The 23,669-nt window shown below is 67.7% G+C and carries 25 protein-coding genes and 2 riboswitches; of the genes, 18 read left to right on the top strand and 7 right to left on the bottom strand.

Annotated features, from left to right (window positions below; all coding sequences use genetic code 11):
• Positions 1 to 395: 395 nt before the first annotated feature.
• The 4 genes from E8M01_RS30980 (at position 396) to E8M01_RS35195 (ending at position 2,713) form a co-directional block, all read left to right on the top strand.
• Positions 396 to 1,082 carry a response regulator gene (locus tag E8M01_RS30980; RefSeq protein ID WP_246088494.1) on the top strand — a complete coding sequence of 229 codons (687 nt, stop codon included), beginning with the start codon at positions 396 to 398 and terminating at the stop codon, positions 1,080 to 1,082.
• Between the two features lie 146 nt (positions 1,083 to 1,228).
• Positions 1,229 to 1,582: a DUF3302 domain-containing protein gene (locus tag E8M01_RS35915; RefSeq protein WP_136963682.1), complete on the top strand. Its 354-nt coding sequence runs from the start codon at positions 1,229 to 1,231 to the stop codon at positions 1,580 to 1,582.
• Complete coding sequence (locus E8M01_RS30990; RefSeq protein WP_246088495.1) at positions 1,579 to 2,472, top strand: HlyD family secretion protein; 894 nt, start codon at positions 1,579 to 1,581, stop codon at positions 2,470 to 2,472. Before E8M01_RS35915 ends, E8M01_RS30990 begins: the two co-directional genes overlap by 4 nt.
• Before the next feature lie 79 nt (positions 2,473 to 2,551).
• Positions 2,552 to 2,713 carry a hypothetical protein gene (locus E8M01_RS35195; protein ID WP_170182144.1) on the top strand — a complete coding sequence of 54 codons (162 nt, stop codon included), beginning with the start codon at positions 2,552 to 2,554 and terminating at the stop codon, positions 2,711 to 2,713.
• Positions 2,714 to 2,968: 255 nt separating this feature from the next.
• Here the strand turns inward: E8M01_RS35195 and E8M01_RS31000 are convergent, their stop codons facing one another.
• From E8M01_RS31000 to E8M01_RS31020, 5 genes are all read right to left on the bottom strand, one after another.
• Positions 2,969 to 4,591 (bottom strand): MltF family protein, encoded by a 1,623-nt coding sequence (locus E8M01_RS31000; RefSeq protein ID WP_170182145.1) that lies wholly within the window; start codon positions 4,589 to 4,591, stop codon positions 2,969 to 2,971.
• A gap of 92 nt (positions 4,592 to 4,683) precedes the next feature.
• Positions 4,684 to 5,160: a hypothetical protein gene (locus tag E8M01_RS35675; RefSeq protein WP_425467687.1), complete on the bottom strand. Its 477-nt coding sequence runs from the start codon at positions 5,158 to 5,160 to the stop codon at positions 4,684 to 4,686.
• Positions 5,161 to 5,197: 37 nt separating this feature from the next.
• Entirely contained in the window at positions 5,198 to 5,911 is a 714-nt protein-coding gene (locus tag E8M01_RS31010; RefSeq protein WP_246088496.1) for a hypothetical protein, read from the bottom strand.
• Positions 5,912 to 6,045: 134 nt separating this feature from the next.
• Positions 6,046 to 6,288 (bottom strand): hypothetical protein, encoded by a 243-nt coding sequence (locus tag E8M01_RS31015; RefSeq protein ID WP_136963687.1) that lies wholly within the window; start codon positions 6,286 to 6,288, stop codon positions 6,046 to 6,048.
• A 212-nt stretch (positions 6,289 to 6,500) separates the two neighbouring features.
• Entirely contained in the window at positions 6,501 to 7,118 is a 618-nt protein-coding gene (locus E8M01_RS31020; protein WP_136963688.1) for a hypothetical protein, read from the bottom strand.
• 268 nt (positions 7,119 to 7,386) lie between these two features.
• On the opposite strand from E8M01_RS31020, the gene E8M01_RS31025 reads away from it, so the two are divergent.
• The 14 genes from E8M01_RS31025 (at position 7,387) to E8M01_RS31090 (ending at position 21,490) form a co-directional block, all read left to right on the top strand.
• Positions 7,387 to 8,196 carry a tetratricopeptide repeat protein gene (locus E8M01_RS31025; protein WP_136963689.1) on the top strand — a complete coding sequence of 270 codons (810 nt, stop codon included), beginning with the start codon at positions 7,387 to 7,389 and terminating at the stop codon, positions 8,194 to 8,196.
• Between the two features lie 49 nt (positions 8,197 to 8,245).
• The gene (locus tag E8M01_RS31030; RefSeq protein ID WP_136963690.1) at positions 8,246 to 8,623 is read left to right on the top strand and encodes a DUF4180 domain-containing protein; all 378 of its coding nucleotides are present in this window, start codon (positions 8,246 to 8,248) and stop codon (positions 8,621 to 8,623) included.
• A 212-nt stretch (positions 8,624 to 8,835) separates the two neighbouring features.
• Positions 8,836 to 9,153, top strand: coding sequence for a hypothetical protein (locus E8M01_RS31035; protein WP_136963691.1), 318 nt, complete (start codon positions 8,836 to 8,838; stop codon positions 9,151 to 9,153).
• An 86-nt stretch (positions 9,154 to 9,239) separates the two neighbouring features.
• Positions 9,240 to 9,899: a nitroreductase family protein gene (locus E8M01_RS31040; protein WP_136963692.1), complete on the top strand. Its 660-nt coding sequence runs from the start codon at positions 9,240 to 9,242 to the stop codon at positions 9,897 to 9,899.
• 309 nt (positions 9,900 to 10,208) lie between these two features.
• Positions 10,209 to 10,406: riboswitch (cobalamin riboswitch) on the top strand.
• Between the two features lie 31 nt (positions 10,407 to 10,437).
• The gene (locus tag E8M01_RS31045) at positions 10,438 to 12,231 is read left to right on the top strand and encodes a TonB-dependent receptor domain-containing protein (protein WP_170182146.1); all 1,794 of its coding nucleotides are present in this window, start codon (positions 10,438 to 10,440) and stop codon (positions 12,229 to 12,231) included.
• Between the two features lie 45 nt (positions 12,232 to 12,276).
• The gene (locus E8M01_RS35920) at positions 12,277 to 12,627 is read left to right on the top strand and encodes a TonB-dependent receptor (RefSeq protein WP_136963694.1); all 351 of its coding nucleotides are present in this window, start codon (positions 12,277 to 12,279) and stop codon (positions 12,625 to 12,627) included.
• Between the two features lie 2 nt (positions 12,628 to 12,629).
• The gene (locus E8M01_RS31055; protein WP_246088497.1) at positions 12,630 to 13,535 is read left to right on the top strand and encodes an ABC transporter substrate-binding protein; all 906 of its coding nucleotides are present in this window, start codon (positions 12,630 to 12,632) and stop codon (positions 13,533 to 13,535) included.
• A complete protein-coding gene (locus E8M01_RS31060) occupies positions 13,532 to 14,515 on the top strand; it encodes a FecCD family ABC transporter permease (RefSeq protein WP_136963696.1) in 984 nt (327 codons plus the stop codon). The genes E8M01_RS31055 and E8M01_RS31060 overlap by 4 nt, the downstream gene beginning before the upstream one ends.
• The gene (locus E8M01_RS31065; RefSeq protein ID WP_136963697.1) at positions 14,512 to 15,267 is read left to right on the top strand and encodes an ABC transporter ATP-binding protein; all 756 of its coding nucleotides are present in this window, start codon (positions 14,512 to 14,514) and stop codon (positions 15,265 to 15,267) included. Before E8M01_RS31060 ends, E8M01_RS31065 begins: the two co-directional genes overlap by 4 nt.
• Before the next feature lie 86 nt (positions 15,268 to 15,353).
• Positions 15,354 to 15,548, top strand: a riboswitch (cobalamin riboswitch).
• Positions 15,549 to 15,742: 194 nt separating this feature from the next.
• On the top strand, positions 15,743 to 17,848 hold the full coding sequence (locus E8M01_RS31070) for a TonB-dependent receptor (RefSeq protein WP_136964921.1): 2,106 nt from the start codon (positions 15,743 to 15,745) through the stop codon (positions 17,846 to 17,848).
• 9 nt (positions 17,849 to 17,857) lie between these two features.
• Complete coding sequence (locus E8M01_RS31075) at positions 17,858 to 18,673, top strand: ABC transporter ATP-binding protein (RefSeq protein WP_136963698.1); 816 nt, start codon at positions 17,858 to 17,860, stop codon at positions 18,671 to 18,673.
• Complete coding sequence (locus tag E8M01_RS31080) at positions 18,670 to 19,632, top strand: ABC transporter substrate-binding protein (protein WP_136963699.1); 963 nt, start codon at positions 18,670 to 18,672, stop codon at positions 19,630 to 19,632. Before E8M01_RS31075 ends, E8M01_RS31080 begins: the two co-directional genes overlap by 4 nt.
• Positions 19,629 to 20,717: a FecCD family ABC transporter permease gene (locus E8M01_RS31085; RefSeq protein WP_136963700.1), complete on the top strand. Its 1,089-nt coding sequence runs from the start codon at positions 19,629 to 19,631 to the stop codon at positions 20,715 to 20,717. The genes E8M01_RS31080 and E8M01_RS31085 overlap by 4 nt, the downstream gene beginning before the upstream one ends.
• A 20-nt stretch (positions 20,718 to 20,737) precedes the next feature.
• Positions 20,738 to 21,490 (top strand): (2Fe-2S) ferredoxin domain-containing protein, encoded by a 753-nt coding sequence (locus E8M01_RS31090; protein ID WP_136963701.1) that lies wholly within the window; start codon positions 20,738 to 20,740, stop codon positions 21,488 to 21,490.
• Between the two features lie 68 nt (positions 21,491 to 21,558).
• Here E8M01_RS31090 and E8M01_RS31095 read toward each other — a convergent pair whose 3' ends face one another.
• On the bottom strand, positions 21,559 to 22,878 hold the full coding sequence (locus E8M01_RS31095) for a cobyrinic acid a,c-diamide synthase CobB (RefSeq protein ID WP_136963702.1): 1,320 nt from the start codon (positions 22,876 to 22,878) through the stop codon (positions 21,559 to 21,561).
• Complete coding sequence (gene cobA / locus E8M01_RS31100) at positions 22,875 to 23,663, bottom strand: uroporphyrinogen-III C-methyltransferase (protein WP_136963703.1); 789 nt, start codon at positions 23,661 to 23,663, stop codon at positions 22,875 to 22,877. Before cobA ends, E8M01_RS31095 begins: the two co-directional genes overlap by 4 nt.
• Positions 23,664 to 23,669: the final 6 nt, after the last annotated feature.

Genomic DNA, 23,669 nt, shown 5'->3' on the forward strand with positions numbered 1-23,669 from the left:
CCAAAAATTGTGCATCATTCATTGACCGCACCATGCTTGTGGCGTTGCGCACGCTCCGGCGTCCTGATCACCCAGGCGCTGACTCGGCGAGACTATAATCGCGACCATGGATTCGAAAAGCCATTATCGGCCGCCTCCGGGTATTTTCCGAAGGCCGGCATGTATTCCCCTAAGTAAAGGTCGCGAGGCGTCCGGTGGCGACCGGAGCCTGCGCCTGGGGAGGTCTCGCTTGCGGACCCGGCCCAATTTGATCTTTTGCGCCGCAAAATGTACTTCAGATAGGACACGTCACTGAAAATTGCGGCTCCGGCGCGGCTTTTTCTCCGGAATCAACCCGCAGAGCGGTCAGGGTTTCACCCGATCATAATGCGTTGGAATTTCCAAACTTAATAAGGATGTTTGAAGACCTCCATCAGGATGATGTCATTCAAACTGGGGCAGGGAGTGGCGTAATGATCCGGATATTGTTGGCTGATGACCACGAAATCGTTCGTCGCGGCGTGCGCAGTCTGATCGAAACACGCGGGGGTTGGGAAATTTGCGGCGAAGCCGCCAACGGTGTGGAAGCCGTGGAACTCGCGGTGAAGGAAAAGCCCGACGTTGCGGTCCTCGACTATTTCATGCCGGAGTTGAATGGTTTGGACGCCACCAAACAGCTGCTGGTCAAGCTGCCCAAGCTGCAGGCGCTGATCTTTTCCGAACATGACGGCGAGACGCTGATCCGCGACGCCTTGCAGGCGGGTGCGCGCGGCTTCCTCTTGAAGCGGGACGCCGAGGACCAGCTCCTCGACGCGATCAGCACGCTGGCGCTGTCACGACCCTATTTCACCGCGCGGGTTTCGGAGGCGATGCTGTCGGCCTTCACCGGACAAAGTGAGCCGGCAAGCAAACTCACGCCGCGCGAGCGCGAGACGGTGCAGCTCATTGCCGAAGGGCTGAGCAACAAGCGCATCGCCTGGCAAATGCAGGTCAGCGTCAAGACGATCGAGACCCATCGCGCCACCGCCATGCGCAAGCTCGGCACCCGCTCGGTGGCCGAACTGGTGCGCTACGCCGTGCGCAACAAGCTGGTCGACGCCTGACCGGTTCCAGGCCGGTCCGAACCAGACCTTTGGCGACGCAGGTCTGCCAGGTCTCAGGGACAACCCCGACGGGCCCAAGGGTATTGTCCGATATCGGGCCATGGCCTCGCCTCGCATGATCGATGCTTCATCGGAACGCAAAGACCATGTCGACCTTCGATATCTTCGCCATCATCGTTCTCGGCTTCGTCGTAGCGAGCGGGGTTGCCCTCGTTGTCGTGGTCGGAGCCTTGCCCGGCTGGGTCGCGCATAAGCGCCGGCATCCCTACGCCCAGGCGGTCACGATCGCCGGCTGGGTCACCTTGATCTGCGGTTTCGTGCTCTGGCCCGTCGCCATGATCTGGGCCTATGTCGATATCCCCGCCCGCACCGACCTGTCATCGCGAGCCAGTCCCGCTGGCCACCCGGCAGATGCCGGACCGGCGCCGCGCCTTGGCGAGGCAGGCCAAAGATCATCTTCCTGTTCAACATCTACCTCGTCCTGCTGTTCGTCCTGGTGAAGCTGAGGATCATTCGCTTCAACCTGTTCTGGAAAATCTCGCCGGCGATCTGGCTGCTCGTGCTGCTGGTCGGGCTGTTCATTCCGATGGGTTGGGGGGCACCGTCGGGACCGGCCCTGGTGATACGCCAGTCGGTGCAGATCGTGCCCGATGTCGCCGGCGAGGTGATCGACGTTCCGGTGCAGCCCAACACGCCGCTGAAGGCCAATGACGTGCTGTTCCGCATCGACCCGACGCCGTTCAAGGCCCAGGTCGACGCGCTGGCCGCCCAGCTGAAATTCGCCGAACTGCGCCTCGGCCAGATGACGCAGCTTGCCCAACGCGACGCCGGCCGCGGTTTCGATGTCCAGCAGCGCGAGTCCGAGGTCGACCAATTGCGCGCGCAGCTCACGAGCGCCCAGTGGAACCTGGACAAGACGGTGGTGCGCGCGCCGGCCGACGGCTTCGTGACCAATGTGGCCTTGCGCAGGGGCGCCAGGGTCTCGACCCTCGCGCTGGCGCCGGCCATGGCCTTCGTCGACACCTCGGAGACCGTTCTTGGCGCCGAGATCGACCAGATCAATGCCCGCTACATCAGGGCCGGCCAGGCGGTCGAAGTGACCTTCAAGTTCCTGCCCGGACAGGTGTTCACGGGCAAGGTCCAGGCGGTCCTGCAGGCGATCTCGACCGGCCAGGCCTCGCCATCAGGCACGGCGGTCACGCCGAAAGAGGTCCAGGCGGCACCCTTCGTCGTCCGCTTCACCCTGGACGATCCAGCCATAGCCGGCCGCCTGCCGGCGGGCAGCACCGGCCAGGCGGCGATCTTCACCGACCATGTCCAGGCCGCCCACATCATCCGGCGCGTCATTCTGAGGCAGACGGCGCTGCTCAACTACATCCTGCCGTTCTGACAAGACGGTCGACGGGCGGTGTCGCCGGCCCGCACCCTGCGGTTCTGGCTGATCCGCCTGGACAGATGGAGACGCTCTCATGAAATCATTCTGCAAGGCATTGCTGGGTTTTGTCCTGCTGCTCGCCGCCGCCAGCCTGGTCGGCTCGGTCCGCGCCCAGGCCGTGCGCTACAACGAACCGTCCAACTTGCCATTCAGCCAGGGCTACATCGCCCCGGCGGGATACGCAGAGCCTCATTGACGCGCTGGTCTTCCAGCGAGCGGTTCAGGCCTATCTCCGGGCGTTGCCGGCCCTGAACATGGACGGCATGAAAGAGGGCTCGGAGCGCGTCTTCGGCCGCGGCCACAATATTCTGCCGATCTTCAAGAGGCGGCTCGACGCGAAAACCCTGGCTCGTGCTGCGGACCAGCCGGCTCGGCCAGACCAGCAACGGCTGGCACCTCGCGGTCAATGAACCGGTGCCGCCCCGCCGCTCGGCGACGGTGGTCTGCCGGCTCAGGGCGTCCGGGGTCTCGTGGCGGGATCTGGCGCGATCGGGTTGGGAGCCGCGGCATCTGACCCTGTGGGAAGGCTTGCGGCAGCCGGATCCGGCGCTGTCGTGCCCCGGGCCTGATCGCGCTCGCGCTCGGCCAGCATGCGGTAGGCCGTGTAATATTTGTAGATGTTGCTGACATATTGCGGCGTCTCGCGGCCGACGATGAGGGCCGCGGCCTGTTCGACATTGTTGAACCAGACATCGGGGTTGAGCCCTTCCGCCTTGGCGCGCGCGCGGAAGCGGCGGAGATTGCCGGGCCCGGCATTGTAGGCGGCGAAAGCGAACAGGGTGCGGTTGCGCTCGCTCAAGCCCGGGTCGTTGATATAGGTGTCGACCAGGTGGCGCAGATAGCGTGCGCCGGCATGGATATTGTTCTCCGCGCTGGTTCCGATGTCGCTGATGCCGACCTCCGGGCTGCGCGCGGTCGCCGGCAGCAATTGCATGATGCCGACGGCACCACGCGGGCTTCGGCGCGACTGGTCGAGCTGGCTTTCCTGGTAGCCCTGGGCGCTGATCATCAGGGCATCGAAGCCATATTGGCCGCCATAGCGCTGGAACAGCCCGAGCAATTCCCCGTGCCGGCGGGCATCGTCCTCGGCCAGCGCGTTGCGCGCCATCCTGGTGTCGGTGAAATAGCGCCGGCGCAGGGTATTGCCGAAACTGGTGCCGGCCTGGTGCTGGGCGAAAAAGGCGTCGAGCTCGGCCCGCAGCAGCGGACTGTTCTCGCGCATCGCCCAGGCGATCTCGCCACCCGCATGGACCACGAGATCCGGCCGCAGGGTCAGCCCGGACAACACCTCGGCCCAGACCTTGGCCTTGTGTTCGTCGACCACCGCGAAGGGCAGGAGCCCGGCATGGACCATTTCCATGAGGTCCTCGTCCTCGAGGTTCTCGTCGGCCGGCGCGATGACGATCGGCCTGGCGCCTTCCGACACCAGGCGCCGGCTGAGGCTTGCCAGATGCGTCGCATAGCTCGACGAGGCCCGGACATGGACGGTCTGGCCGGCCAGATCCTCGATCCGCGTCAGCGCCGGCGCGCCCGGCCCGGTCACCACGACTTCCCTGACGTCGCGCATCCAGGGGCGGGCGAAGTCGATCGCCGCCTCGCGCTCCGGCGTTACGGTCAGATTGGCTGCGACGATGTCGCCGAGCCCGGCGACCAGCGCCGGCAACAACTGATCGCGCGCGGTCGGCACGAAGGCGACGTAGATGCGCAGGTTGCGCTGCGGATGACGCTTGTTCAGCCAGTCCTCGAGCGCCTGGCCGAATTCGGCGTTGAGGCCCATCTGGCGGCCGCGATCGACGAAGAACAGCGTCTTGCTGTAGGGCACCAGGATGCGCACGGTGCGCCGTTTCAGCATGCCGTCGAGATCGCCGGTCCAGGGCCGGATCCGCGGCAATGCCATGGTGCGCGGCGGCGCGCCGGCGGGTCGCGCAGCCGGAGCCTGGCCAGCGGCGGGCGCCGGTTGCGCCAGCCCCGGGGTCGACAGCGCGAGGCTTGATAACCCGAGACTTGATAGCGACATGGCCGCCAGCGCCAGCAGCCTTGCCGCGGATCCCGCGCATCGTTTCGTCTTGGCCATGGTGGCGGGCTCTTCGGCCGGAGGGGCGGACAGGACAGCGACGGCCATCAGCGGCCGGCCGGATCCCGCGCGAACGTCGCCGTCGGGGGGTGTTACGGACAGGCGTCCCAGAAGCCGCGCGTCCGGCTCGGATCGGTATAGTACCAGCAGGAATTGGGCGTCGGCGGCTGTCCGGCCCAGGCGACGGCGGTGGCCGCCGCGACGAAGCCGATCGCGGCCCCCGCCGCGATCGCGCCGCCCGGACGCCACCAGTAGCCGGCGGGCCTGACCCAACGGCCCGGCCGCACCACCACGGGCCGGACCACCGGGCGCACATAGCCCGGCCTGACGACCGGCCGGCCGCCGCGCCAGGCAGCGCCGCCGCGATAGGCCGCAACGCCGCCGCGCGGTCCACGAACGAAGCCGGCGGAGGCTCGCACACCACCCCGGCGCTGCATCTCGGCGGGCTGGGCGCTGGCCCGCGCGGCCGACGGGACTTCCGCGGCCAGCGTGGTGCCGACGGCCGGCGCGCCGGCGGACAGCATCGTCAGCAGGGCGCCGGCGAACAGGCTCGTGCGAAGATTGATCATGGCCGTCTCCTTCATTGCAGATGTGCGGACGATCCGCTCATTTCTCCGGGAACAGGAACGTGAGTGAGAAGCGCAGTCCCCAGGACGGCCCACCTGTCGGTTTCACGACATAGATCTGCGGGCCGGCGGCGACACTCAGCATCTGCCCGCCGAGCTTCATCACCTGGCTGAGCTGGACGTTGATCGGCACTGTCCATTGCCGGTGCACCCAATCGTAATTGCTCTCGGTATTGACGCTGAGCGTGCGGCCCTCGCCAAGCGGGAAGGCGATGAACGGCTGCAGCAAGGTGTTGCTGACCTCCTCGCGATTGGCCGGGCCGGCAAGGGACCAGATATGGTTGGCCATCATGCCGATGGTCATGGTCTTGGTCTGATGCAGCACCAGGCCGGTCAGGCCGACACCCCATTTGCCGGCGCCGAGCAGCGGATCGGTCGCGGTCGGCAATACGAATACCGGTCCCACGCCGAGTGTCAGGCCGTTGATCGGCCGTGACGGCGAGAGGAACAGGCTCGCCGTGACATCGCCCAAGCCCGTCGTCGACGGATCGCCGACATGGGTGCGCGGCCGCCAGATGATCGGCAGGATCGTGCGCGAGATCAGGTTCCAGTCGTCGTTCAGCCTGATCGGGATGACCGGCTGGATATTCAGCGTGTTGCGCCAGGCCCCGAGCGATCCATAGCCCTGGGTCAGGTTGGACTGCAGCGGTATGCTGATGAGGCTCGCCACCGGATTGGACAACTGCCGGGCCAAGTCGTCGGCCTGGCTCGGCGACTGCGCCCTGGCGGTGCCGTCTACCGCTGCCGAAAACCCGATCAGCAGGCCGATCCAAGAGACGCGTCGCCAGCCGCGTCGCCAGCCGCGTCGCCAGCCGTGTCGCGAGGCGCTCAACGCGCGCGCGGCAAGGTTCCGCCATTGGCCATGCAGGACCGGTAGAGAGCGGTGCGCTGTTCCTGGACGCCGGTCCCCATATAGCTTCCCGGCGCGGCACGCTGGGCAGCCCTGAGGCAGGCGGCCTCTACCGCGGGATCATTGCTCATGGCCCGCTGTTCGGCACAGCCGCCGAGCATCAAGAGGCCACCGGCGGCGGCCAGTGCGGCGACCAGCGATCTGCGTGCGGAACGGGACATCGACATCTCCACGAGACAGGACGGGACCGGCCGATTGAACGCCGGATCGGCACCGCCTTGGATCGGGCAATACCCTGAACTCATGGGGGAATATCACTGGCCGCAAAACGCCGGACGGCCGCAGGCGCGACTGGGGGGCCAAGACGGCCGCGGGAGGGTCCCGAGTGGGCAGGCGAGTTGCTTGATGCCGGTTCCCTGTGTCAGCCGCCGGATCAGAGCCCGAGCCCACGCGGCGGCCACGTCACATCATCTGCCCCCAGGTCATCACCCTCGTCTTGGTCGACCGCCGGCGGCTGGCCCCAGAAATGGTGACCTTGAGGTGTTGCTTCCGGCGGGAAGGGATCGTCGAGCTCGGGCTCGCCGGAATGCGGCACTTCGAAACGGGTTCGTCCGCCGCCTGGCGCGATCCTGTACCAGATCGGTTCAGGTGGATTCAGGCGCAGCCATTCTTCCAGAACGCGGCCTTTCTCGACACGCAACTTCCGGTCACGCTCATACCTGCTTTCGAAACCGAAGTGCCGGTACGAGATCCGGCGCCCCTCGGGGCAACGCAACCAATCGCTGACCCAGGTCGCCAGCACCGGCGGCTTCAACCAGGGCAGGGCAACCTCCAGGCTCGCCTGGATTGGCTCGCCGTCCCGTTCCATCCAGCCGGCGAGATCGACGAGGTAGAGCGCGTCGTCACGCACTACCCAATGGGCCACATAACCGCGCCAACAGGCGCTCGACGTGGTCACAAAGACCGGCCGCCGGGCCTTTTTGAGCCGCCTGAGATAGGGCTCCAGCGGCAAGGCGCAGAGGTCATGAAGTTGGCCGCGCAAAGCGAGCACGTCGGGACATTGTGCTGTCATTCCACCTCCCTGAATTTTATCCTTTCACCCTAGCCGAACTCTACCAAAAATCCAACAAAAACCCGCTTGGAAGCGCACCAAAGACTCGCACCTATCGTACTGATATTGTGTCTGATTTTATCGCACTGCGATGGGCTGATAAGGAGCGCCGAAATCGCGGCGATCCGCCATGCACATATTCCTATTTCCTTAGAGGCCATCCTACCTTAAGTTGCATCTTGACCCGTCACACGGCATCGGGCGCGCCATGTCCAGATCGATCGGAAGCCGCATCAAGTCGTTGTTCTCTTCAGGCAAGCCCGCGCCCGCCGCCGCGCCGCCGGAGGATGTCCGGCTGGGCGCCGAGGCCGGTGATGCGGAAGCGCAGAATGCGCTCGGCCGGTGGTATGCGGACAACACCGCGGAAACAGCCGTGGCCGGGGCATGGTTCATGCGCGCGGCCGAGCAGGGCTTCGTCAGGGCCAAGCACAATCTGGGCGTCCTTGCGCTTCAGGCCGGCCAGAGGGAGCCGGCGGCGGAATGGTTCCTGACCGCCGCGAAAGAGGGCTGGACGCCGTCCCTGGCGGCCATTGGCGCGATGTTCGAAGGCGAGGGCAATCTTCGTGGCGCCCTCAAATTTTTTGAGATGGCGGCCGAGCAGGGACATGCCGATGCGCAGGATGCGCTCGGCCGGCTGCTGCTGGCGGATGACGACCCGGAACTCTACGAAGCCGCCCGTGCCTGGTCCGAAAAGGCCGCCGATCAAGGCCATTCGTCAGCCCAGACCCGTCTCGGCACCATCTACCATGAAGGCCTCGGGGTCACGCGCGATCCCGAACGGTCCGCCTCCTGGTTCCTGAGTGCTGCCCGGCAAGGTCATCCGGGAGCCCAGGGCATGATCGGCGTCGCCCTTCACCTCGGCATTGGCATAGCGGCGGACCGTGTCGAATCCGCCTTCTGGCTCTCGCGGAGCAAGGCTCAGGGCAATGAAATCGGCCGGGTCTATTTGCCGGAGGTCGAAGCCGAGCTGACGGCTGAGGACAGGCGAGCGCTGGAGGCGCGGTTGCGGCAGCCGTGACGATCTGGTTGAGATCGCCGGCCGGCCTGCCGAGTGGAACAAGGGCGTGATGGTGGAACTGGTTGAACTGGCCGGCGAGCAGATCCTGCTCTGCGACACCGATGGCCCGATCATCGACGATGAGCGGCAGGCGACCGATCTGATCGGCGAGGCCGCTTGGCAGGGCGCGTCCTTGCTCGCCCTGCCTGTGGCGCGGCTCGGCCCGCGCTTCTTTCAGCTCCGCTCGGGCCTGGCGGGCGAGATCACCCAGAAGGCCGTCAATTACCGGCTGAAGCTCGCCATCATCGGCGACATCTCGGAACAGCTCGCCGCGAGCAACGCCTTGAGCGCCTGGGTGCGCGAGGCTGATCGGCGGACCGACCTGTGGTTCCAGCCGAGCCTGGAGGATCTGGCCATTGCCCTGGGCAGGGCCGGAGGCCGGCCGTAGCGGCCGGCCCGCATGGCCCCGGCGCGGCTCCTCGAGCCTCGCAACGAGACCCCGCCGCAGTTTCGAATTATTCTATTTCTCTTGTAATTTCAACATCTTGCTCAATATCGCAATTCGGCCTATGGCTCGGTCGCGATCAAGCAGGATAACCGATGCGGCGCATCTGGCGTCGGCCGCGGCGAGATCCGGCATCGCCGAAGGAGTGCCCGCTCATGTCGAACGGCCAGACTGCCGAGGACCACGCCGACGCCGCACGCGCCGAGTTTCACCAGGCGATCATGGCGGCCTTCTGCCATGCGCTGCGCACGACGCAGCTGCCGCCCATCACCGTGCTCGGGCTGGTCGCCATGGCGCTCGGTTCGGTCTATCAGGAGGTCGCAGAAGCCCATCGCGGCGACAATGCCTGTCCCTGTGGCTGGCAGCCGGATCCAGGCGCCGACGTCGAGGCGCTGCAGGCGGCACTCGCCGCGATGATCCCGTCGCCACACGTCACCGATCTCCTGACGATGCAGGCACTCGGGCGGGCCTGAGGCCTGGGGCTTGCGCTCGGCGCGGCAGATCGCGCAAACAAGCGCGCCGGACGTTTGGCGGCGCGCGGCCAGGAAAGGCAGACGACATGAACATCCAGGTGACCGATCCGGCCGCGACGGCCCAACGCACCGGCGAGCCGGCCGGCGAGGGGCTCCTCGCGCTGCTCGAGACGCGCCGCTCGGTCGGCATGACCGTGCTGGCCGGGCCCGGACCGAGCGAGGCCGAGCTCCGACGGCTCCTGGCCATTGCCGCCCGCGTGCCTGATCACGGCGGCCTGGAGCCGTGGCGGTTCATCGTCATCGAGGGGCAGGCCCGGTTCGATGCCGGCCCCCATCTCGCGGCCCTTTATGCCGCCGAGAACGGCGACATGGATCCGGAAAAGCGCGCCAAATTCGCCGGCATCATGTCGCGCGTCTTCACCTATGCGCCGGTCATCGTCATCGTCGTCAGCCGCAGCGACGCGGCCGCACGCATTCCGGCCTGGGAACAGGACCTGTCGGCCGGCGCGGTTTGCATGAACCTCTTGACCGCGGCCGCAGCCCTCGGTTTCGGCGCGACCTGGCTGACCGGCTGGGCCGCCTATAGCCCGGGAGCCCACCGGCTGTTCGGTCTCGAGGCGCATGAAAAAGTCGCCGGCGTCGTCCATATCGGCACGGCCAAGGAGACGCCCGCCGAGCGCAAGCGACCTGATATCGCGGCGATCACCACCCGGTGGCAGGCGCCGGAAGCCGGACCAAAGGCCTGACGGCGAGACCGAAACGCCGCCGATCAATCGCCGGCGCGTCGATCCGAATGGGGTGGTGAGGCCGGACACCGGCGACGAGGACAGCCACGAACCTGCACAGGCGCGCCGACCTCTCGCCCGGCCAGGGCGAGGTCAGGGCGGAGGTTCCGGCGCGAGATCTCGAAGGACGGCGCATTCAGGCTTCGTTTGAGAAGCGTGTGCAAACGCTCGCCCCTTCGACCGATGCCGAAACAGCGCACCCACGCGCTTATCCCGCACAGGGCTGTGCGAAACGGAATGCGGCTGCATTGCGGCAGCCGGCCATTTGTGTTTCGTTAAGGAATCTTCGGTGCTCCCTCAGGGAGTGAAACGGGAATGCGGTGCGTGCTGATTGAAGCACAATGCCGCGGCTGCCCCCGCAACTGTAAGCGGATAGCGCTCTTCGACAATCCACTGGCCGTCAGGCCGGGAAGGGGAAGCGGCGCGTGACCCGCGAGCCAGGAGACCGGCCGAGGATCGAGTGCAACCCATGCCGGCGGCGGGCCGGAGGAGTCGATCCATGTCCATGTTTTCGCCGTGCGCGACCGCGCCGGCTGTCGCTGCCCTTGTCCTCGCCGGGGCCTTCGCGCCGGCCTTTGCCCAAGAGGTCCGCAACGCCCCGACCATCCTCGACGAAATCGTCGTGACCTCCACAGGGCGCCCGGAGCCGCGCAGCCGCATCACCGGCACGGTGCAGGTCATCGAGGGCGAACGCATCACCCGGTCGACCGCCCATTCGGTGACCGAACTGCTGGCCGAGAATGCCGTCGGCTTCCTCTCGGAATGGACGCCCGGCCAGACCTCGATCAACATTCGCGGCGGCGCCAGCGACGGGCAGGGCAAGGACTTCCGCAGCCAGGTGCTGGTGCTGATCAACGGCCGCCGCGCCGGCACCGCCAATATTTCCAAACTGTCGCCGGCCGACGTCGATCGCGTCGAGATCATCCGGGGACCCGCCTCGGTGATCTATGGCAGCCAGGCGATCGGCGGCGTCATCAACATCATCTTGAAGAACGGCCGCAACACCACGGGCAATTTCGCCGATATTCAGGGCGGTTCCTGGGGCTTGCTGCAGGGCCGTGCCCATGCCGCCGGCCGCAACGGCAGCGACGATTTCTACATTGGCATCTCTGGCGGCCGGCGCGACAGCTATCATTCCGGTGCCGGCGGCGGCCTCCTGGCCAATACCCAATATCAGCGCTTCGGCGTGACCGGCGCCTTCGGCCGCCAGCTCAACGACAACCACCGCATCGATCTCACGGTGCGGTCCGACGGCATCTATGATGCCGGCTTCCGCGGCTCGTCCTGGAGCACGTTCAACCGCGACGAGCGGACCAATGCCTCGTTCGACCTGGTTTATTCCGGCAAGACCGACAGCGATTTCGCCCGCTGGACCGCGCATAGCTATCTGGTCGCCGATCGCGACGTGTTCCGCTGGGCCGCGCCGAATTCGGCGACGGTCGCGCAGAGAACGCGGCTGGACCTGAACCGCCGCCATCTCGACATCATGGGCCTCCGGTTCCAGCCGATCTTCAACCTGTGGGCCGGCAATGAACTGCTGCTCGGTTTTGATGCCGAGCGCAGCTGGCTGCGGTCGCAGCGCTACCGCGAAAGCGTGGTCGCGCCTTATACCAACATGGCTCAGGTCTCGCCGCAGGATAACAACCAGACCGACTCGGTCATGGCCTTCTACGCCGAGAACAGCCAGCGCCTGTTCGACGACCGGGTGATCCTGCGGGCCGGCATCCGTCACACCCGCGGCTCGACCAGCTTCGACCCGACGCCGAATCTCGCCAACCAGGCGACCGGCAGCCGTCCTTATGACGCCACCACCTACACCGTCGGCGGCACCTATCGGGCGACCGATTACCTGAGCTTCCGCACCGGCGTCTCGACCGGTTTCCGCTCGCCGACCGCAACCGAGCTTGCCGGCAATTACACCGTGCTGGTCGGCACCCAGATTTTCGGCAATCCGAATGTGAAGCCGGAAACCAGCCGCCAGTATGAAGTCGGCACGACCTTCGCCTTGAACGGCTGGAGCCTCGACGCGGCCTTGTTCCAGAACGTTATCTCGAACCGGATCATCACGAGGCTCCGGCCGGGTTCGACCACCACCTCCGACTATGTCAACAATGCCGGCGACGTGACCGTGCGTGGCATCGAGCTGCAATTCGGCGTCGACGTGCTGCGCGCCTTCTCCGCTCAGGCCAATGGCTGGCACTGGTCGGTGACATCCAATGGCGGCTATAATTTCTTCATGCGCGACGGTGGCGCTGCGGCCACCGCCAACAGCAATCAGGTCGAGCGCATGTAACAGTACCAGGCAGCGGTCGGCACCCGCTTCGGTCAGCGCACCGGTGTGGCGATCCCCTGGAGCCTGGCGATAACAGGCATTCTGCGGGGGCCGCTCTGGTACAATACCGAGGAACCCCTGCGCATTCCGGCAGCCGAACCGAATGCCAGCCATATCCACTGGAAGCCGGCCTTCTGGGTCTGGAACGCCCGGCTGGAGGGCGAGCTGCGCAAGGGGCTGACCGCCTATGCCGCGGTGAACAACATCTTCAACGTCAATCAGCACGCCCTGTTCATCGCGCTCGACCAGCAGCCCTTCCTCGGCAATCCGACCAATGCCAATACGCAGGGCATCGGCAACATGGGCAATTCCATGCCGGGGCGCGAGTTCATCGTCGGCATGCAGGCGAGGTTCTGATCGTGAGGCTGAAAGCGGTCGCCGCGGCATGTCTTGGACTGGCGCTCGCGACCGCGCCGACCGCCACCCCGGCCCTGGCCGCGGATCACCAGGCGATCGTCGACGCGCTCGGCCGGCAGGTGGTGCTGGCGCGTCCGCCGGCGCGGCTGGTCACCATCTTCGCCTCGAATACCGAACTGGTCGCCGCGATCGGCCTGGCCGAGCGCATTGTCGGCATCGAAACCTTCACCCGCTTTCCACCCGAAGTGGTCGGCCGCCCGACGGTCGGCGGCCGGCTCGGTTTCTCGGTCGACCGGGTGGTGCGCCAGCGCCCCGATCTCGTCGTCGTCACGCCGGCGCGCCAGGCGGTGAACCAATTGGTCGACCCGATGGAGCGGCTCGGCATCCCGATCATCGTGCTGACCCATCGCAGCATTCCCGAAGTCATGGCCAATATTCGCCTGGTGGCCGGCGCGACCGGCGTGCCGGAACGCGGCGAAGCCGTGACCGGCCTGTTGCAGGCGCGCCTCGATGCGGTCGCCGCCCGCATCGCCGGCCGATCCCGGCCGCGCATCGTCATGATCACCGGCCGTGTCGCCACCGGCATGCTGCTGATCGCCCGTTCCGGCAGCTATACCGCCGACGCCATCATCGCCGCCGGTGGCAGTCTGGCTTTCGACCAGGCGCAGATGTTGTCCCAGGTCTCGCCCGAAGCCGTGCTGCGCGCCGACCCCGATGTCGTGCTGTTCGCCGGTTCCGCCGCCGACATGGCGGATCTGTTTGCCCGGCCCGGCTGGTCGAGCCTGCGCGCGCTGAAGGAGAAGCGGGTCTTCACGGTGTCGCGCGCCGAGTTCCTGATCCCCGGCCCGCGGGTGGTCGGCGGCATCGAAAAGCTTGCGGCCCTGCTGCATCCGGAAGCCAGGCCATGACCCGGGTCTGGCTGTCGCTCGGCGCCGTCTTGCTCGCCGTCATGGTGCTTGGCCTCTCCGCCGGCCACGATTGGGCATCGCCCGCCGCGCTCTGGACCGCCGTCAGCGGCGACCAGTCGCTCGATAGCCGGCTGATCATCGACTGGCGCCTGCCGCGCGTGCTGGCCGCGGCGGCCGTCGGCGCGCTGCTCGGCCTCGGCGGCTGCCTGTTCCAGGGCCTGTTCCGCAACCCGCTCGCCGAACCCTATCTGCTCGGCTCGGCCGGTGGCGCCGCGGTCGGCGCGACGGTTGCCCTGCTGGTGCCGCTCGGTGTGCCACAGGCCCTGTCGCTGCCGGTGCTGGCCTTTGCCGGCGCCTGGGGCGCTACCGTGCTGGTCCTGGCGGTGTCGCGGGTGGCCGGCGTGGTCGATGCCGCCGGCCTCCTGCTCGCCGGTGTCGCGGTCGCCGCCGTGCTCGGCGCCGTCAGGTCCTTCATGATGCTCGCCTTGTCGGACGAGACGATCAACCTGCAGGTCGTGCTGAGCTGGGTGCTCGGTGGCATCCAGACGCCGTCCTGGCAGGGTCTCGCCCTGCTAGCGGCACTGCTGGCGGCCGCCATCATGCTGGCGCTCAGGACCGCGCAAGGGCTCGATCTCCTTGGCCTCGGCGAGGCCATGGCCCATGGCTTCGGTCTCGACGTCCGCCGTTTCGTCACGCTTTGCGTCCTGGTCGGCGCGATCGTCGTGGCGATCGCCGTGGCCTATGGCGGGCTCGTCGCCTTTGTCGGGCTTGCCGCGCCGCATATCGCGCGCTGGCTGGTCGGACCGCGGCACCGGCTGTTGATCCCGGCCTCCGCCTTCACCGGTGCCATCGTCGTTGTGGTCGCCGACGCCATCGCCCGTTCGGCCTTGCCGCCGGCGGAAATCCCGCTCGGCCTGGTCACCGCCATTGCCGGTGGGCCGTTCTTCCTGTTCCTGCTGGCGCGGCGGCTGAAATCATGAGCAGCGTCAACGCTCAGGGTCTCCGCCTGATCCGTGGCGGCCGGCCGATCGTCGACGGCATCGATTTCGCCGCCGGCGCCACCGGCACGGTCGCGGTCATTGGCCCGAACGGCGCCGGCAAGTCGACCTTTCTGAAGATCCTTGCCGGTCTCGAGCCGGATCATGCCGGCACGGTGACGATCGGCGGACGCGACCTCCAATCCCTGACCGGGCGCGAGCGGGCGGCGGCGCTCGGTTATGTCCCGCAGAATTTCGTGCCGCATTGGGATATCACCCCGCGCATGCTGGTCGAGATGGGCGCCGAGCGGCTGCCGGGTTTTGGGCCCGACGCGGTCGGCAAGGCCCTGGCCGACGGTGAGTTGACCGATCTCGCCGACCGCCGCTGGTCGGGCTTGTCGGGTGGCGAAAGAGCGCGCGGCCTGATGGCGGCGGTGGAGGTCACCGACCCGCCGGTCCTGATCGCCGACGAACCCGGCGCCAGCCTCGACATCCGCCACCGGATCGATCTCGTCCGCAGTTTCGCCGAACGGGGCAAGACGCGCCTGGTCATCGTTGCCCTGCATGAGATCGAACTCGCCACCACCTGGTTCGACCGGGTGGTGGTGATCGACAAGGGCCGCGTCGCCGCCGACATGGCGGCCGGCGATCTGGTCGAAACCGACGTGCTGGCGCGGGTTTTCCAGGTGGCCTTCGAGACGGTCAGCGTCGACGGCATCACCGTGGCGCGGCCGGCCTCCGGGCGCCCGGTCTGACCGGCAGCCGTCAGCCGCATCGCGGCATGGATCCGACCAATCGCGACACACCCACCGTTTTGGCTGTTGACCTGCCGAGCCCAATCCCCCTACCTTGGGTTGACGGTTCCCGCATGGGATCAAAATGGGAATACGGTGCGAGCTCTGCTCAAGGCCGTGGCTGCCCCCGCAACTGTAAGCGGAGAGTCCTCTGTCACCATGTCACTGGGCCTTGTGCCTGGGAAGACGACAGAGGGCATCGATCCGTGAGCCAGGAGACCTGCCGTCAGTCGTGGTCATGCGCGAACAGGTTGGGCGGGGTGTCCTGACTGGTGCCGAATCGCCTGTCCGCACTGGACCGGCGGCGAGGCTTCATTCGCGGTGACGTGCCACATCCGTCGCCGCGAGGCCCTTCGTGTTCCCGTCCATTTGCCCCCCGGAGCGCCGCGCTGCGGCGCGAGCCCGCATTGTTCTGCCCACCGCCATTGGCCTCGTCATGGTCTCCGCTGCGGCGGCCCGCGCCACCGGGGAGGGCGGTCAGACCACCCCCGCCACGGTCACGCTCGACACGATCACCGTCCAGGGCCGCGGCACCGTGGTGCCGACCGGCCTCAATCTCGGCACGCCCAGCCGCGGCGGCAGCCGTCTCGACCTGACACCGCTCGAAACACCCGCCAGCATCGAGATCATTCCCGGTGCGAAGATCCGCGAGCGCGGGCAGAACAGCATCACCGAAGCGGTAACCCAGAACGCCACCGGCATCACCTCGGTCGGCGCGCCCGGCAATGGCGGCGCCGCCTACACCTCGCGCGGCTTCGCCGGCGTGAATTCGGTGATGAACCTCTATGACGGCACCCGCCTCTATGTCGGCTCGGGCACCATCACCTTTCCCTTCGACACCTGGAACGTCGAGCGCATCGAGGTGCTGCGCGGGCCGGCCTCGGTCCTCTATGGCGAAGGCGCCATCGGCGGCATCATCAATGTCGTACCGAAGAAGCCGAGTTTCGATGCCATCAACGAGGTGCGTGCCGTCCTTGGCACGAATGGCACCAGGCGCCTGGCCCTCGACAGTGGTGGCGCGATCAGCGACCGGCTCGCCTATCGCTTCAACATCAGCGGCAACATGACCGATGGCTGGCTCAGGCAGAACGGCAATTTCGGCAACCTGGCGATCTCGGGCGCACTGCTGTTCCAGGCCACGCCCGATCTCGCCTTCACGCTGTCGAACGACTTCGGTTACCAGGAGCCGATGCGCTATTTCGGCACGCCACTGGTCAACGGCCAGCTCAATCGCGCACTCCGCTTCAACAACTACAACGTCGCCGACAGCGCCATCCGCTTCCAGGACAACTGGACCCAGTTCAAGGCGGAGTGGACGCCGAATGCCGACCTGACCATCCGCAACACCGCCTATCGCATCACCTCGGACCGGCATTGGCGCAATGTCGAGAGCTACGCCGCCATCCCGAGCACGGGGCGGATCGCGCGCTCCAGCTATATCGAGATCTTCCACCGCCAGGAGCAGATCGGCAACCGCGCCGACGCCACCCTGCGCGGCAGCCTGTTCGGCCTGAAGAACGAGCTGGTGGTCGGTTTCGACGTCAACCGAATCTCGTTCCGCAACACCAGCAATTCGCCTTATGGCGGCACGAGCAGCGTCGACCCCTACGCTTTCGATCCCGGCCGTTTCATCAATCTCGCCGGGACACGCCCGGCCTTCCAGACGACGACCGACCAGGTCTCCGTCTTCGCCGAGGACCGCCTGTCGGTCACCGACAAGCTCGCGCTCATCGCCGGCATCCGCTACGAGGCGCCGCGCATCCGCCGTGACGACCTGATCAACCCGGCAAACAGCTTCACCAAGAGTTTCGACGCGATCAGCTATCGCTTCGGCGTGGTCTACAATCCGTTTCCCGACACCGCGCTCTATGCCCAATATGCCACAGGCGTCGACCCCGTCGGCAGCCTGATCTCACTGCCGGTGTCGCAGCGGAATTTCCAGCTCTCGACAGGGCGGCAGATCGAGATCGGCTTCAAGCAGGCCTTCTGGGGCGGCCGCGGCGAGTTCACCCTGGCGGGCTACCGGATCACCAAGGACAACCTCTTGACCGTCGAGCCGACCAATCCGGCCGTCATCGTGCAGGTCGGCAGCCAATCGTCCCAGGGCGTCGAGGCCTCGCTGTCGCTGAGGCTCTGGGAGAACTGGCGCGTCGAGGGCAATCTCGCGCTGCTCCGCGCGCAATATGACAATTTCCGGCAATCCGTCGGCGGCGTCGCGGTCTCCTATCGGGGCAACCAGCCGCAGAACGTGCCGAACCAGGTCGCCAATCTCTGGCTCTCCTGGGCCTTCGCGCCGCGCATGGAGGCACGCGCCGGGGTGCAATATGTCGGCCCGACCTTCGGTGATTTCGCCAATACGGCGCGGCGACCCGGCTACGCGCTGGTCAATGCCAGCATCGACTACCAGGTGACTGATAAGTCCCGGCTCAGCCTGCGCGGCTACAATCTGTTCGACCAGGTCTATGCCGTGACCGGCAGTTCCACCATGTGGCTGCTCGGGCGGCCGCGCACGGTGGAACTGTCCTATGCCGTCACCTTCTGAGGCGACGTGATGGCCGTTCCAGCCGACACGTATCCAGCCGCGGCCGTTCTCGTCGAGGACCTGTGGTACCGCCGCGGCAGCCGCGACATCCTGCGCGAGGTCAGCCTCAGCGTCGCGGCGAACACCATCCTCGGCATCCTCGGCCCGAACGGCTGCGGCAAGAGCACGCTGCTGCGCTGCATCGCCGGCCTCGATCGGCCCGATCGCGGCCGCGTCGTGCTGGCGGGTTCGGACGTGCAGACGCTGTCGCCGGCCACGCGGGCCCGCCATCTGGCGCTGCAGGCGCAGGATGCCGATGCCGCGCTCGGCTTCTGCGTGCGCGATGTCGTCGGCCTCGGGCGCCTGGCCCGCCGCCGCGGCCTGTGGCACGGCGAGGACGAGCGCGACCGGGCCGTCGTCGCCCGCGCGCTCGCCAGGCTCGACCTGACGGATCTCGCCGACCGCGCGGTCGAGAGCCTCTCCGGCGGCGAGCGCCAGCGGGTGCTGATCGCGCGCGCCCTGGCGCAGGAGCCGGACATCCTGCTGCTCGACGAGCCGATGAACCACCTCGATATCCAGCATCGCTTTGCCGTGCTGGCGTTGCTGCGGTCGCTCGGCATCACCGTTCTGGCGGTGTTCCACGATATCGAACTGGCCGGCCGGTCCTGCGACCGCATCCTGCTGATGAAGGGCGGCCGGGTCCTCGCCGACGCGGCCCCGGCCGCGGCCCTGACCTCGGAGCATTTGATGGCCGCCTTCGCGGTCGACGCCAGCGTCGACACCCACCCGGCCACGCGGCAGATCCGCGTCGACCTGCGGCCAGCCCAAGGGAGACATCAGCCATGAGGTTCGGCCCCGTCTTCGCGCTCGCCATGGCCCTCGGGTTTGCCCCCGGCGCCGCACGGGCCTTTCCCGTCGAGGTCGACAATTGCTTCGAAACGGCGCGCTTCGATGCCGCGCCGCGCCGGGCCGTGGTCAACGACACCAACATGGTCCAGACCATGCTCGACCTCGGCCTCGCCGATCGGATCGTCGCGGTTTCAGGCATTGCCGGCGTCGAGCGCCATCTGATCGCAGCCCCCGGCGTCGTCGCGGCGCTGCACCAGTTCGTCGGCCGCTACCCTTCGCTCGAAGCGGTGCTCGGCCAGGACCCCGACTTCATGTTCGCCGGCTGGAACTATGGCTTCTCGGCGGCGCGCGGCCTGACCCCGGCGGCGCTCGCGGAGATGGGCGTGAAGAGCTACACGCTGCGCGAGAGCTGCATCCGGGTCGGCCGCCGCGAGCCGATCACCATGGAGACGCTCTATACCGACCTCCAGGCGCTGGGCGCGATTTTCGGCATTGTCGAACGCGCGGAGCGGATGGTGACGACGTTGCGACGGCGCGTGGCCGATGTGGTCGAGCGTGTGCGCGGCGCCGGCGTGCCGCCCCGTGTCATGTATTGCAGCGACTGCAACAGCGAGAGCCCGCCGGTGTCGGTCGGAGCCGAGGGCATGACCGCGCTGATCACCCGGCTCGCCGGCGGACGGAACATCTTCGACGACGTCGCCGACAGCTATGTGCGGGTCAGCTGGGAGGAGGTGGCCCGGCGCGATCCGCAATGGATCCTGATCAGCGACCATCGCGTCCCGATCAGCGAGATCATCCGCCACCTGACCTCCGACCCGCAGCTCGGCCATGTCGAGGCCATTCGCAAGCGGCAGTTCATCATCATCACCTATGCCGAGCAGACGCCCTCGACCCGCAGCGTCGACGGGCTGGAGAAGATCGCCCGCGCCCTCCATCCCGATCGGTTCGCGCCATGACCGAGGTAAGCAGCACGCGTCCCGCCGCCGCCGCGTCGCCAGTCATCATCGGGCAGGCGCGACGCCGTCAGCGCGCCGATCTGATCGTCTGGTGCGGCATCCTCGCCGCCCTGCTGGTCACGTCCTGCATCGCGGCGGTCGCTTTCGGGGCGGTCGCCATCCCGATCCGGACCGTGGCGGGCATCGTCGCCGACGAACTCGGTCTCGGCCGCGTTGCGTCCGGTTGGAGCCGGGCCGAGCGCAACATCGTCTGGGAGCTGCGCCTGCCGCGTGTCCTGCTCGGCGCGACCGCGGGGGCCGGGCTTGCCGTGATCGGCGCCGTGCTGCAGGTGCTGACCCGCAACTCCCTCGCCGATCCCTATCTGTTCGGCGTCTCCGCCGGCGCTGCCGTCGGCGCCGTCCTGGTCATTCTCTATATCGGCCCCTTCGCGGGCGCCCTGGGATTGCCGATCGCGGCCTTCGCCGGCGCCTTCGCAGCCATGGTGCTGGTCTTCGCGGCGGCGCGCGGCGGCGGTGCGCCGACCAGCGAGCGGCTGGTGCTGACCGGCGTGGCGGTCGCCTTCATCCTGCATGCGGTGACCAATGCCCTGATTGTCGGCGCGGCCGACCGCGGAGCCGAGGCGGCGCTGTTCTGGATGATGGGCGGGCTCGGCAATGCCCGCTGGGCGACCGTCCCGGTTCCGGCCATCGTGACGCTCGCCGGCACCGCCTGGCTCTGCCTGCGCGCCGGCACGATCAACGCGCTCGCCTTTGGCGACGATACGGCGCGGAGCCTCGGCATCGACCCGGTGCGACTGCGCATCGAAGTCTTCGTCGTCGCCTCGCTGATGACCGGCGCGATCGTCGCGGCCAGTGGCGGGATCGGCTTCGTCGGCCTCGTCCTGCCACATCTGGTCCGGCTGTTCGTCGGCGGCGACCTGCGCCGTCTGCTGCCGCTGTCGGCGCTCGCCGGCGGGCTGTTTCTGGTCTGGGTGGACGTCCTCGCCCGCACGGCCTTCGCGCCCCGCGAAATCCCGCTCGGGGTCGTCACCTCGCTCTGCGGCGGGGTGTTTTTCCTCTGGCTGATGCGCCGGCGGCGCATCTGATCCCGCAAAGGCCGAGCCGCATGTCCAACTCTTCTCCTCCGTCCGCCATCGTTCTCTACGGCCGGGCGGCTTTCGACCAGACGCAGAACCTCACGCAATTGGCCGCCCGCCTGCACGAGGTGCTTCAGCCTGATCGGGCCGGCTGCCGCATCACCACCGCCTTCGCCGACTTGACCGGGCCGTCCCTGCCCGACGTGCTCGATGCGCTCGCCGCCGCGGGGATCGAAGACACCACGGTGGTCACCTGCATGGTGCCGGCCGACCCGAGCCTGTCGACCTGGCTGGCCGGCGCACTCAGCCAATGGCGCGCCGATCGTGGAGCCGCGATGACCGTTCGCCTGGCGCCGCCGGTCGAGCAGGCGATCGACATGGCCGCCGCCGTCGCCGCCGTTCTCGCCCTGCCGGCCGCCGGCGACGTGGCACAGGTCGTGCCGAGCCTCGGCAAGCCCGGCTGGTCGAAAATCCCGGAACACGGACGGCAGGTCTTCTTCTGCGTCGGCGCCCGCTGCCTGCATCGCGCGGCCGAGCCGCTCTACCAGCACCTGCGCAGCGCCATGAAGTCCCATCGCGCGCTCGCCGCAGGCCCTCGGCGGGTGATGTGCGCCCGCTCCAGTTGCCTCTATCCCTGCAATTTGGGGCCGCTCATGACGGTGCATCCCGACGGCGTCTGGTATGGCGGGCTGACCCGCGAGCGGATCGATCGGATCGTGGCCGAGCATCTGCTCGGAGACGTCAGGGTTGAAGAGTGTGTCGTGCACGCTGCGGTGAAATAGTCCAGCTCGGCATCAGGTCGCCTTCGAGACCGTCAGCGTCGACGGCCGCCGGGTCTGACCGGCGGCCCTCAGCCGCGCTGGATGGCGTGGAAGAACGAACCCGAGACATGGCCCCTGACATGGCCGACCGGGCCGAGCGCGCTTGCCTCGGCATCGACCGCCTCGCCGAGCGCACCATCAGGGCTCGAGGCCAGGATCGTCGCATAGTGGAACTCGTGGCCGGTGAGGCGCGAGCCGGCGGGGCCAAGCGCGCTCGCGGCGCTGGTCGTCACCACACGATAGCCGAGCGACATGCGCCGCTTGGCGAAGCTCGTCACGACCGGCAGCAGCCCGAGCATGGGGTAGCGGACGCCGTCGGCCGCTTCGATCGCCTCGCCCAGCACCATATAGCCGCCGCACTCGCCATGGACCGGCCGGGTTTCGGCGAAACGCGCGAGACCGGCCTTGAACCGGCTCGCTTCGGCAAGCCGCGCCGCATGCAGTTCCGGATAGCCGCCGGGCAGCCAGCAGGCATCGCAATCCTCGGGCGGGGCTTCATCGGCAAGCGGCGAGAAAGCCACGATCTCGGCGCCTTCGCCACGCCAGCCTGCCTCGACATGCGGATAGATGAAGGAGAAGGCGGCATCGCGCGCCACCGCGACGCGCCGGCCAGGTGCCGGAACCGGCGCGCCGGTCGGGCCGGAACCGGCGATCTCGGTCGTGCCGGCCGCGGCCAGCACGGCGTCGAGATCGACGGCCTCGGAGACGGCCGCGGCGAGCGCATCGAGCCGGGCCATCAGGTCTTCGGTCTCGCCGGCCTGGACCAGGCCGAGATGGCGCTCCGGCAGGATCAGGCTCGCTTCGCGCGGCAGGGCGCCGAGCACGGCCAGGCCGATGCGTTTCATGCCGTCTTCGACCAGCCGGCGATGCCGCGGGCTCGCCACCTTGTTGAGGATGACGCCGGCAATGGTGATGCGCGGATCATAATGCATGCAGCCGAGCGCGATGGCCGCCGCCGACTGGGCCTGGCCGGAAACGTCGATGACCAGCACGACCGGCCAGCCGCAGCGCGCGGCGATATCGGCGCTGGCGCCGGTATGGCCGTGGCTCGCGCGCACCCCGTCGAACAGGCCCATCGAGCCCTCCGCCAGGATGATGTCGCTGTCCTGCGCGGCCGCGCCGGCAAGGCCTGCGACCAGATCGTCGGACATGGCGAAACTGTCGAGATTGCAGCTCGGCGCGCCGGTCGCCGCGGCATGAAAGGCCGGGTCGATATAGTCGGGTCCGCATTTGATGCCACGCACCGTCAGGCCGCGCCTGGCAAAGGCGCGCTGCAGCCCAAGCGTGATGGTGGTCTTGCCCGAGCCCGAGCGTGGCGCGGCGATCAAAAGGCCCTTGGCACGGCTCATCGGACAGCCTCCCCGACGCCGGCGAGATAGGGCGCGATGGCGGCGCGCAGCGGCGCGATGGCGCCAATGGCGATTACCGCGGGCGAATGAATGCGGCCGGCCGCCGCCAGGCCGGGCAGCGCGGCGAGTGTCGTCGTGATGACCTCTTCCGCCCCGGTCGTGGCGCGGTGAACGGCAATGGCAGGGGTATCCGCGGCAAGGCCGCCGGCCTGGAGCGCCGTGGTGATCGGGGTGAGATTGGCCACCGCCATATAGAGCACGAGCGGCTGGCCGGTCCTGGCGAGCGTCGCCCAGTCGACGGTCTTGTCCTCGGCGAGATGACCGGTCGCCAGGATCACCGCGTGGTTGGAGTCGCGCGAGGTCGCGGGAATGCCGTGCAGCGCCAGCGTCGCAAGCCCGCTCGACACCCCCGGCACGATGCGAAAACCGATGCCGGCCTTAGCCAGCGCCAGCGCCTCTTCGTAACCGCGCCCGAACACGAAGGGGTCGCCGCCCTTCAGGCGCAGCACGCGCCGGCCCTGGCGGGCGTGGTCGACCAGCATGTCGCTGATTTCGGACTGTTTCGGCGAAGGCCTGTGACCGCGCTTGCCGGCATTCTCCAGGATCGCGCCGGGCCGGGCATAGGTCAGGATGCGCGGATCGATCAGCGCGTCATGCAGGATCACGTCGGCCTGGCCGATCGCATGAACCGCGGTGAGGGTCAGCAGCCCGGGATCGCCAGGACCGGCCCCCACCAGCCAGACCGTGCCTGGCTCGAACACCGGCAGAAATGAAGAGGGCGTCATCGCAGA

Source organism: Phreatobacter stygius (genome assembly GCF_005144885.1).
Lineage (GTDB): Bacteria > Pseudomonadota > Alphaproteobacteria > Rhizobiales > Phreatobacteraceae > Phreatobacter > Phreatobacter stygius.

Bases quoted from the DNA above. Each gene is read 5' to 3' on its own strand.
- E8M01_RS30980 (WP_246088494.1), top strand. From the start codon at position 396: ATGTTTGAAGACCTCCATCAGGATGATGTCATTCAAACTGGGGCAGGG.
- E8M01_RS35915 (WP_136963682.1), top strand. From the start codon at position 1,229: ATGTCGACCTTCGATATCTTCGCCATCATCGTTCTCGGCTTCGTCGTA.
- E8M01_RS35195 (WP_170182144.1), top strand. From the start codon at position 2,552: ATGAAATCATTCTGCAAGGCATTGCTGGGTTTTGTCCTGCTGCTCGCC.
- E8M01_RS31000 (WP_170182145.1), bottom strand. From the start codon at position 4,591: ATGGCCAAGACGAAACGATGCGCGGGATCCGCGGCAAGGCTGCTGGCG.
- E8M01_RS35675 (WP_425467687.1), bottom strand. From the start codon at position 5,160: ATGATCAATCTTCGCACGAGCCTGTTCGCCGGCGCCCTGCTGACGATG.
- E8M01_RS31015 (WP_136963687.1), bottom strand. From the start codon at position 6,288: ATGTCCCGTTCCGCACGCAGATCGCTGGTCGCCGCACTGGCCGCCGCC.
- E8M01_RS31025 (WP_136963689.1), top strand. From the start codon at position 7,387: ATGTCCAGATCGATCGGAAGCCGCATCAAGTCGTTGTTCTCTTCAGGC.
- E8M01_RS31030 (WP_136963690.1), top strand. From the start codon at position 8,246: ATGGTGGAACTGGTTGAACTGGCCGGCGAGCAGATCCTGCTCTGCGAC.
- E8M01_RS31035 (WP_136963691.1), top strand. From the start codon at position 8,836: ATGTCGAACGGCCAGACTGCCGAGGACCACGCCGACGCCGCACGCGCC.
- E8M01_RS31040 (WP_136963692.1), top strand. From the start codon at position 9,240: ATGAACATCCAGGTGACCGATCCGGCCGCGACGGCCCAACGCACCGGC.
- E8M01_RS31045 (WP_170182146.1), top strand. From the start codon at position 10,438: ATGTCCATGTTTTCGCCGTGCGCGACCGCGCCGGCTGTCGCTGCCCTT.
- E8M01_RS31060 (WP_136963696.1), top strand. From the start codon at position 13,532: ATGACCCGGGTCTGGCTGTCGCTCGGCGCCGTCTTGCTCGCCGTCATG.
- E8M01_RS31065 (WP_136963697.1), top strand. From the start codon at position 14,512: ATGAGCAGCGTCAACGCTCAGGGTCTCCGCCTGATCCGTGGCGGCCGG.
- E8M01_RS31070 (WP_136964921.1), top strand. From the start codon at position 15,743: ATGGTCTCCGCTGCGGCGGCCCGCGCCACCGGGGAGGGCGGTCAGACC.
- E8M01_RS31075 (WP_136963698.1), top strand. From the start codon at position 17,858: ATGGCCGTTCCAGCCGACACGTATCCAGCCGCGGCCGTTCTCGTCGAG.
- E8M01_RS31080 (WP_136963699.1), top strand. From the start codon at position 18,670: ATGAGGTTCGGCCCCGTCTTCGCGCTCGCCATGGCCCTCGGGTTTGCC.
- E8M01_RS31085 (WP_136963700.1), top strand. From the start codon at position 19,629: ATGACCGAGGTAAGCAGCACGCGTCCCGCCGCCGCCGCGTCGCCAGTC.
- E8M01_RS31090 (WP_136963701.1), top strand. From the start codon at position 20,738: ATGTCCAACTCTTCTCCTCCGTCCGCCATCGTTCTCTACGGCCGGGCG.
- E8M01_RS31095 (WP_136963702.1), bottom strand. From the start codon at position 22,878: ATGAGCCGTGCCAAGGGCCTTTTGATCGCCGCGCCACGCTCGGGCTCG.
- cobA (WP_136963703.1), bottom strand. From the start codon at position 23,663: ATGACGCCCTCTTCATTTCTGCCGGTGTTCGAGCCAGGCACGGTCTGG.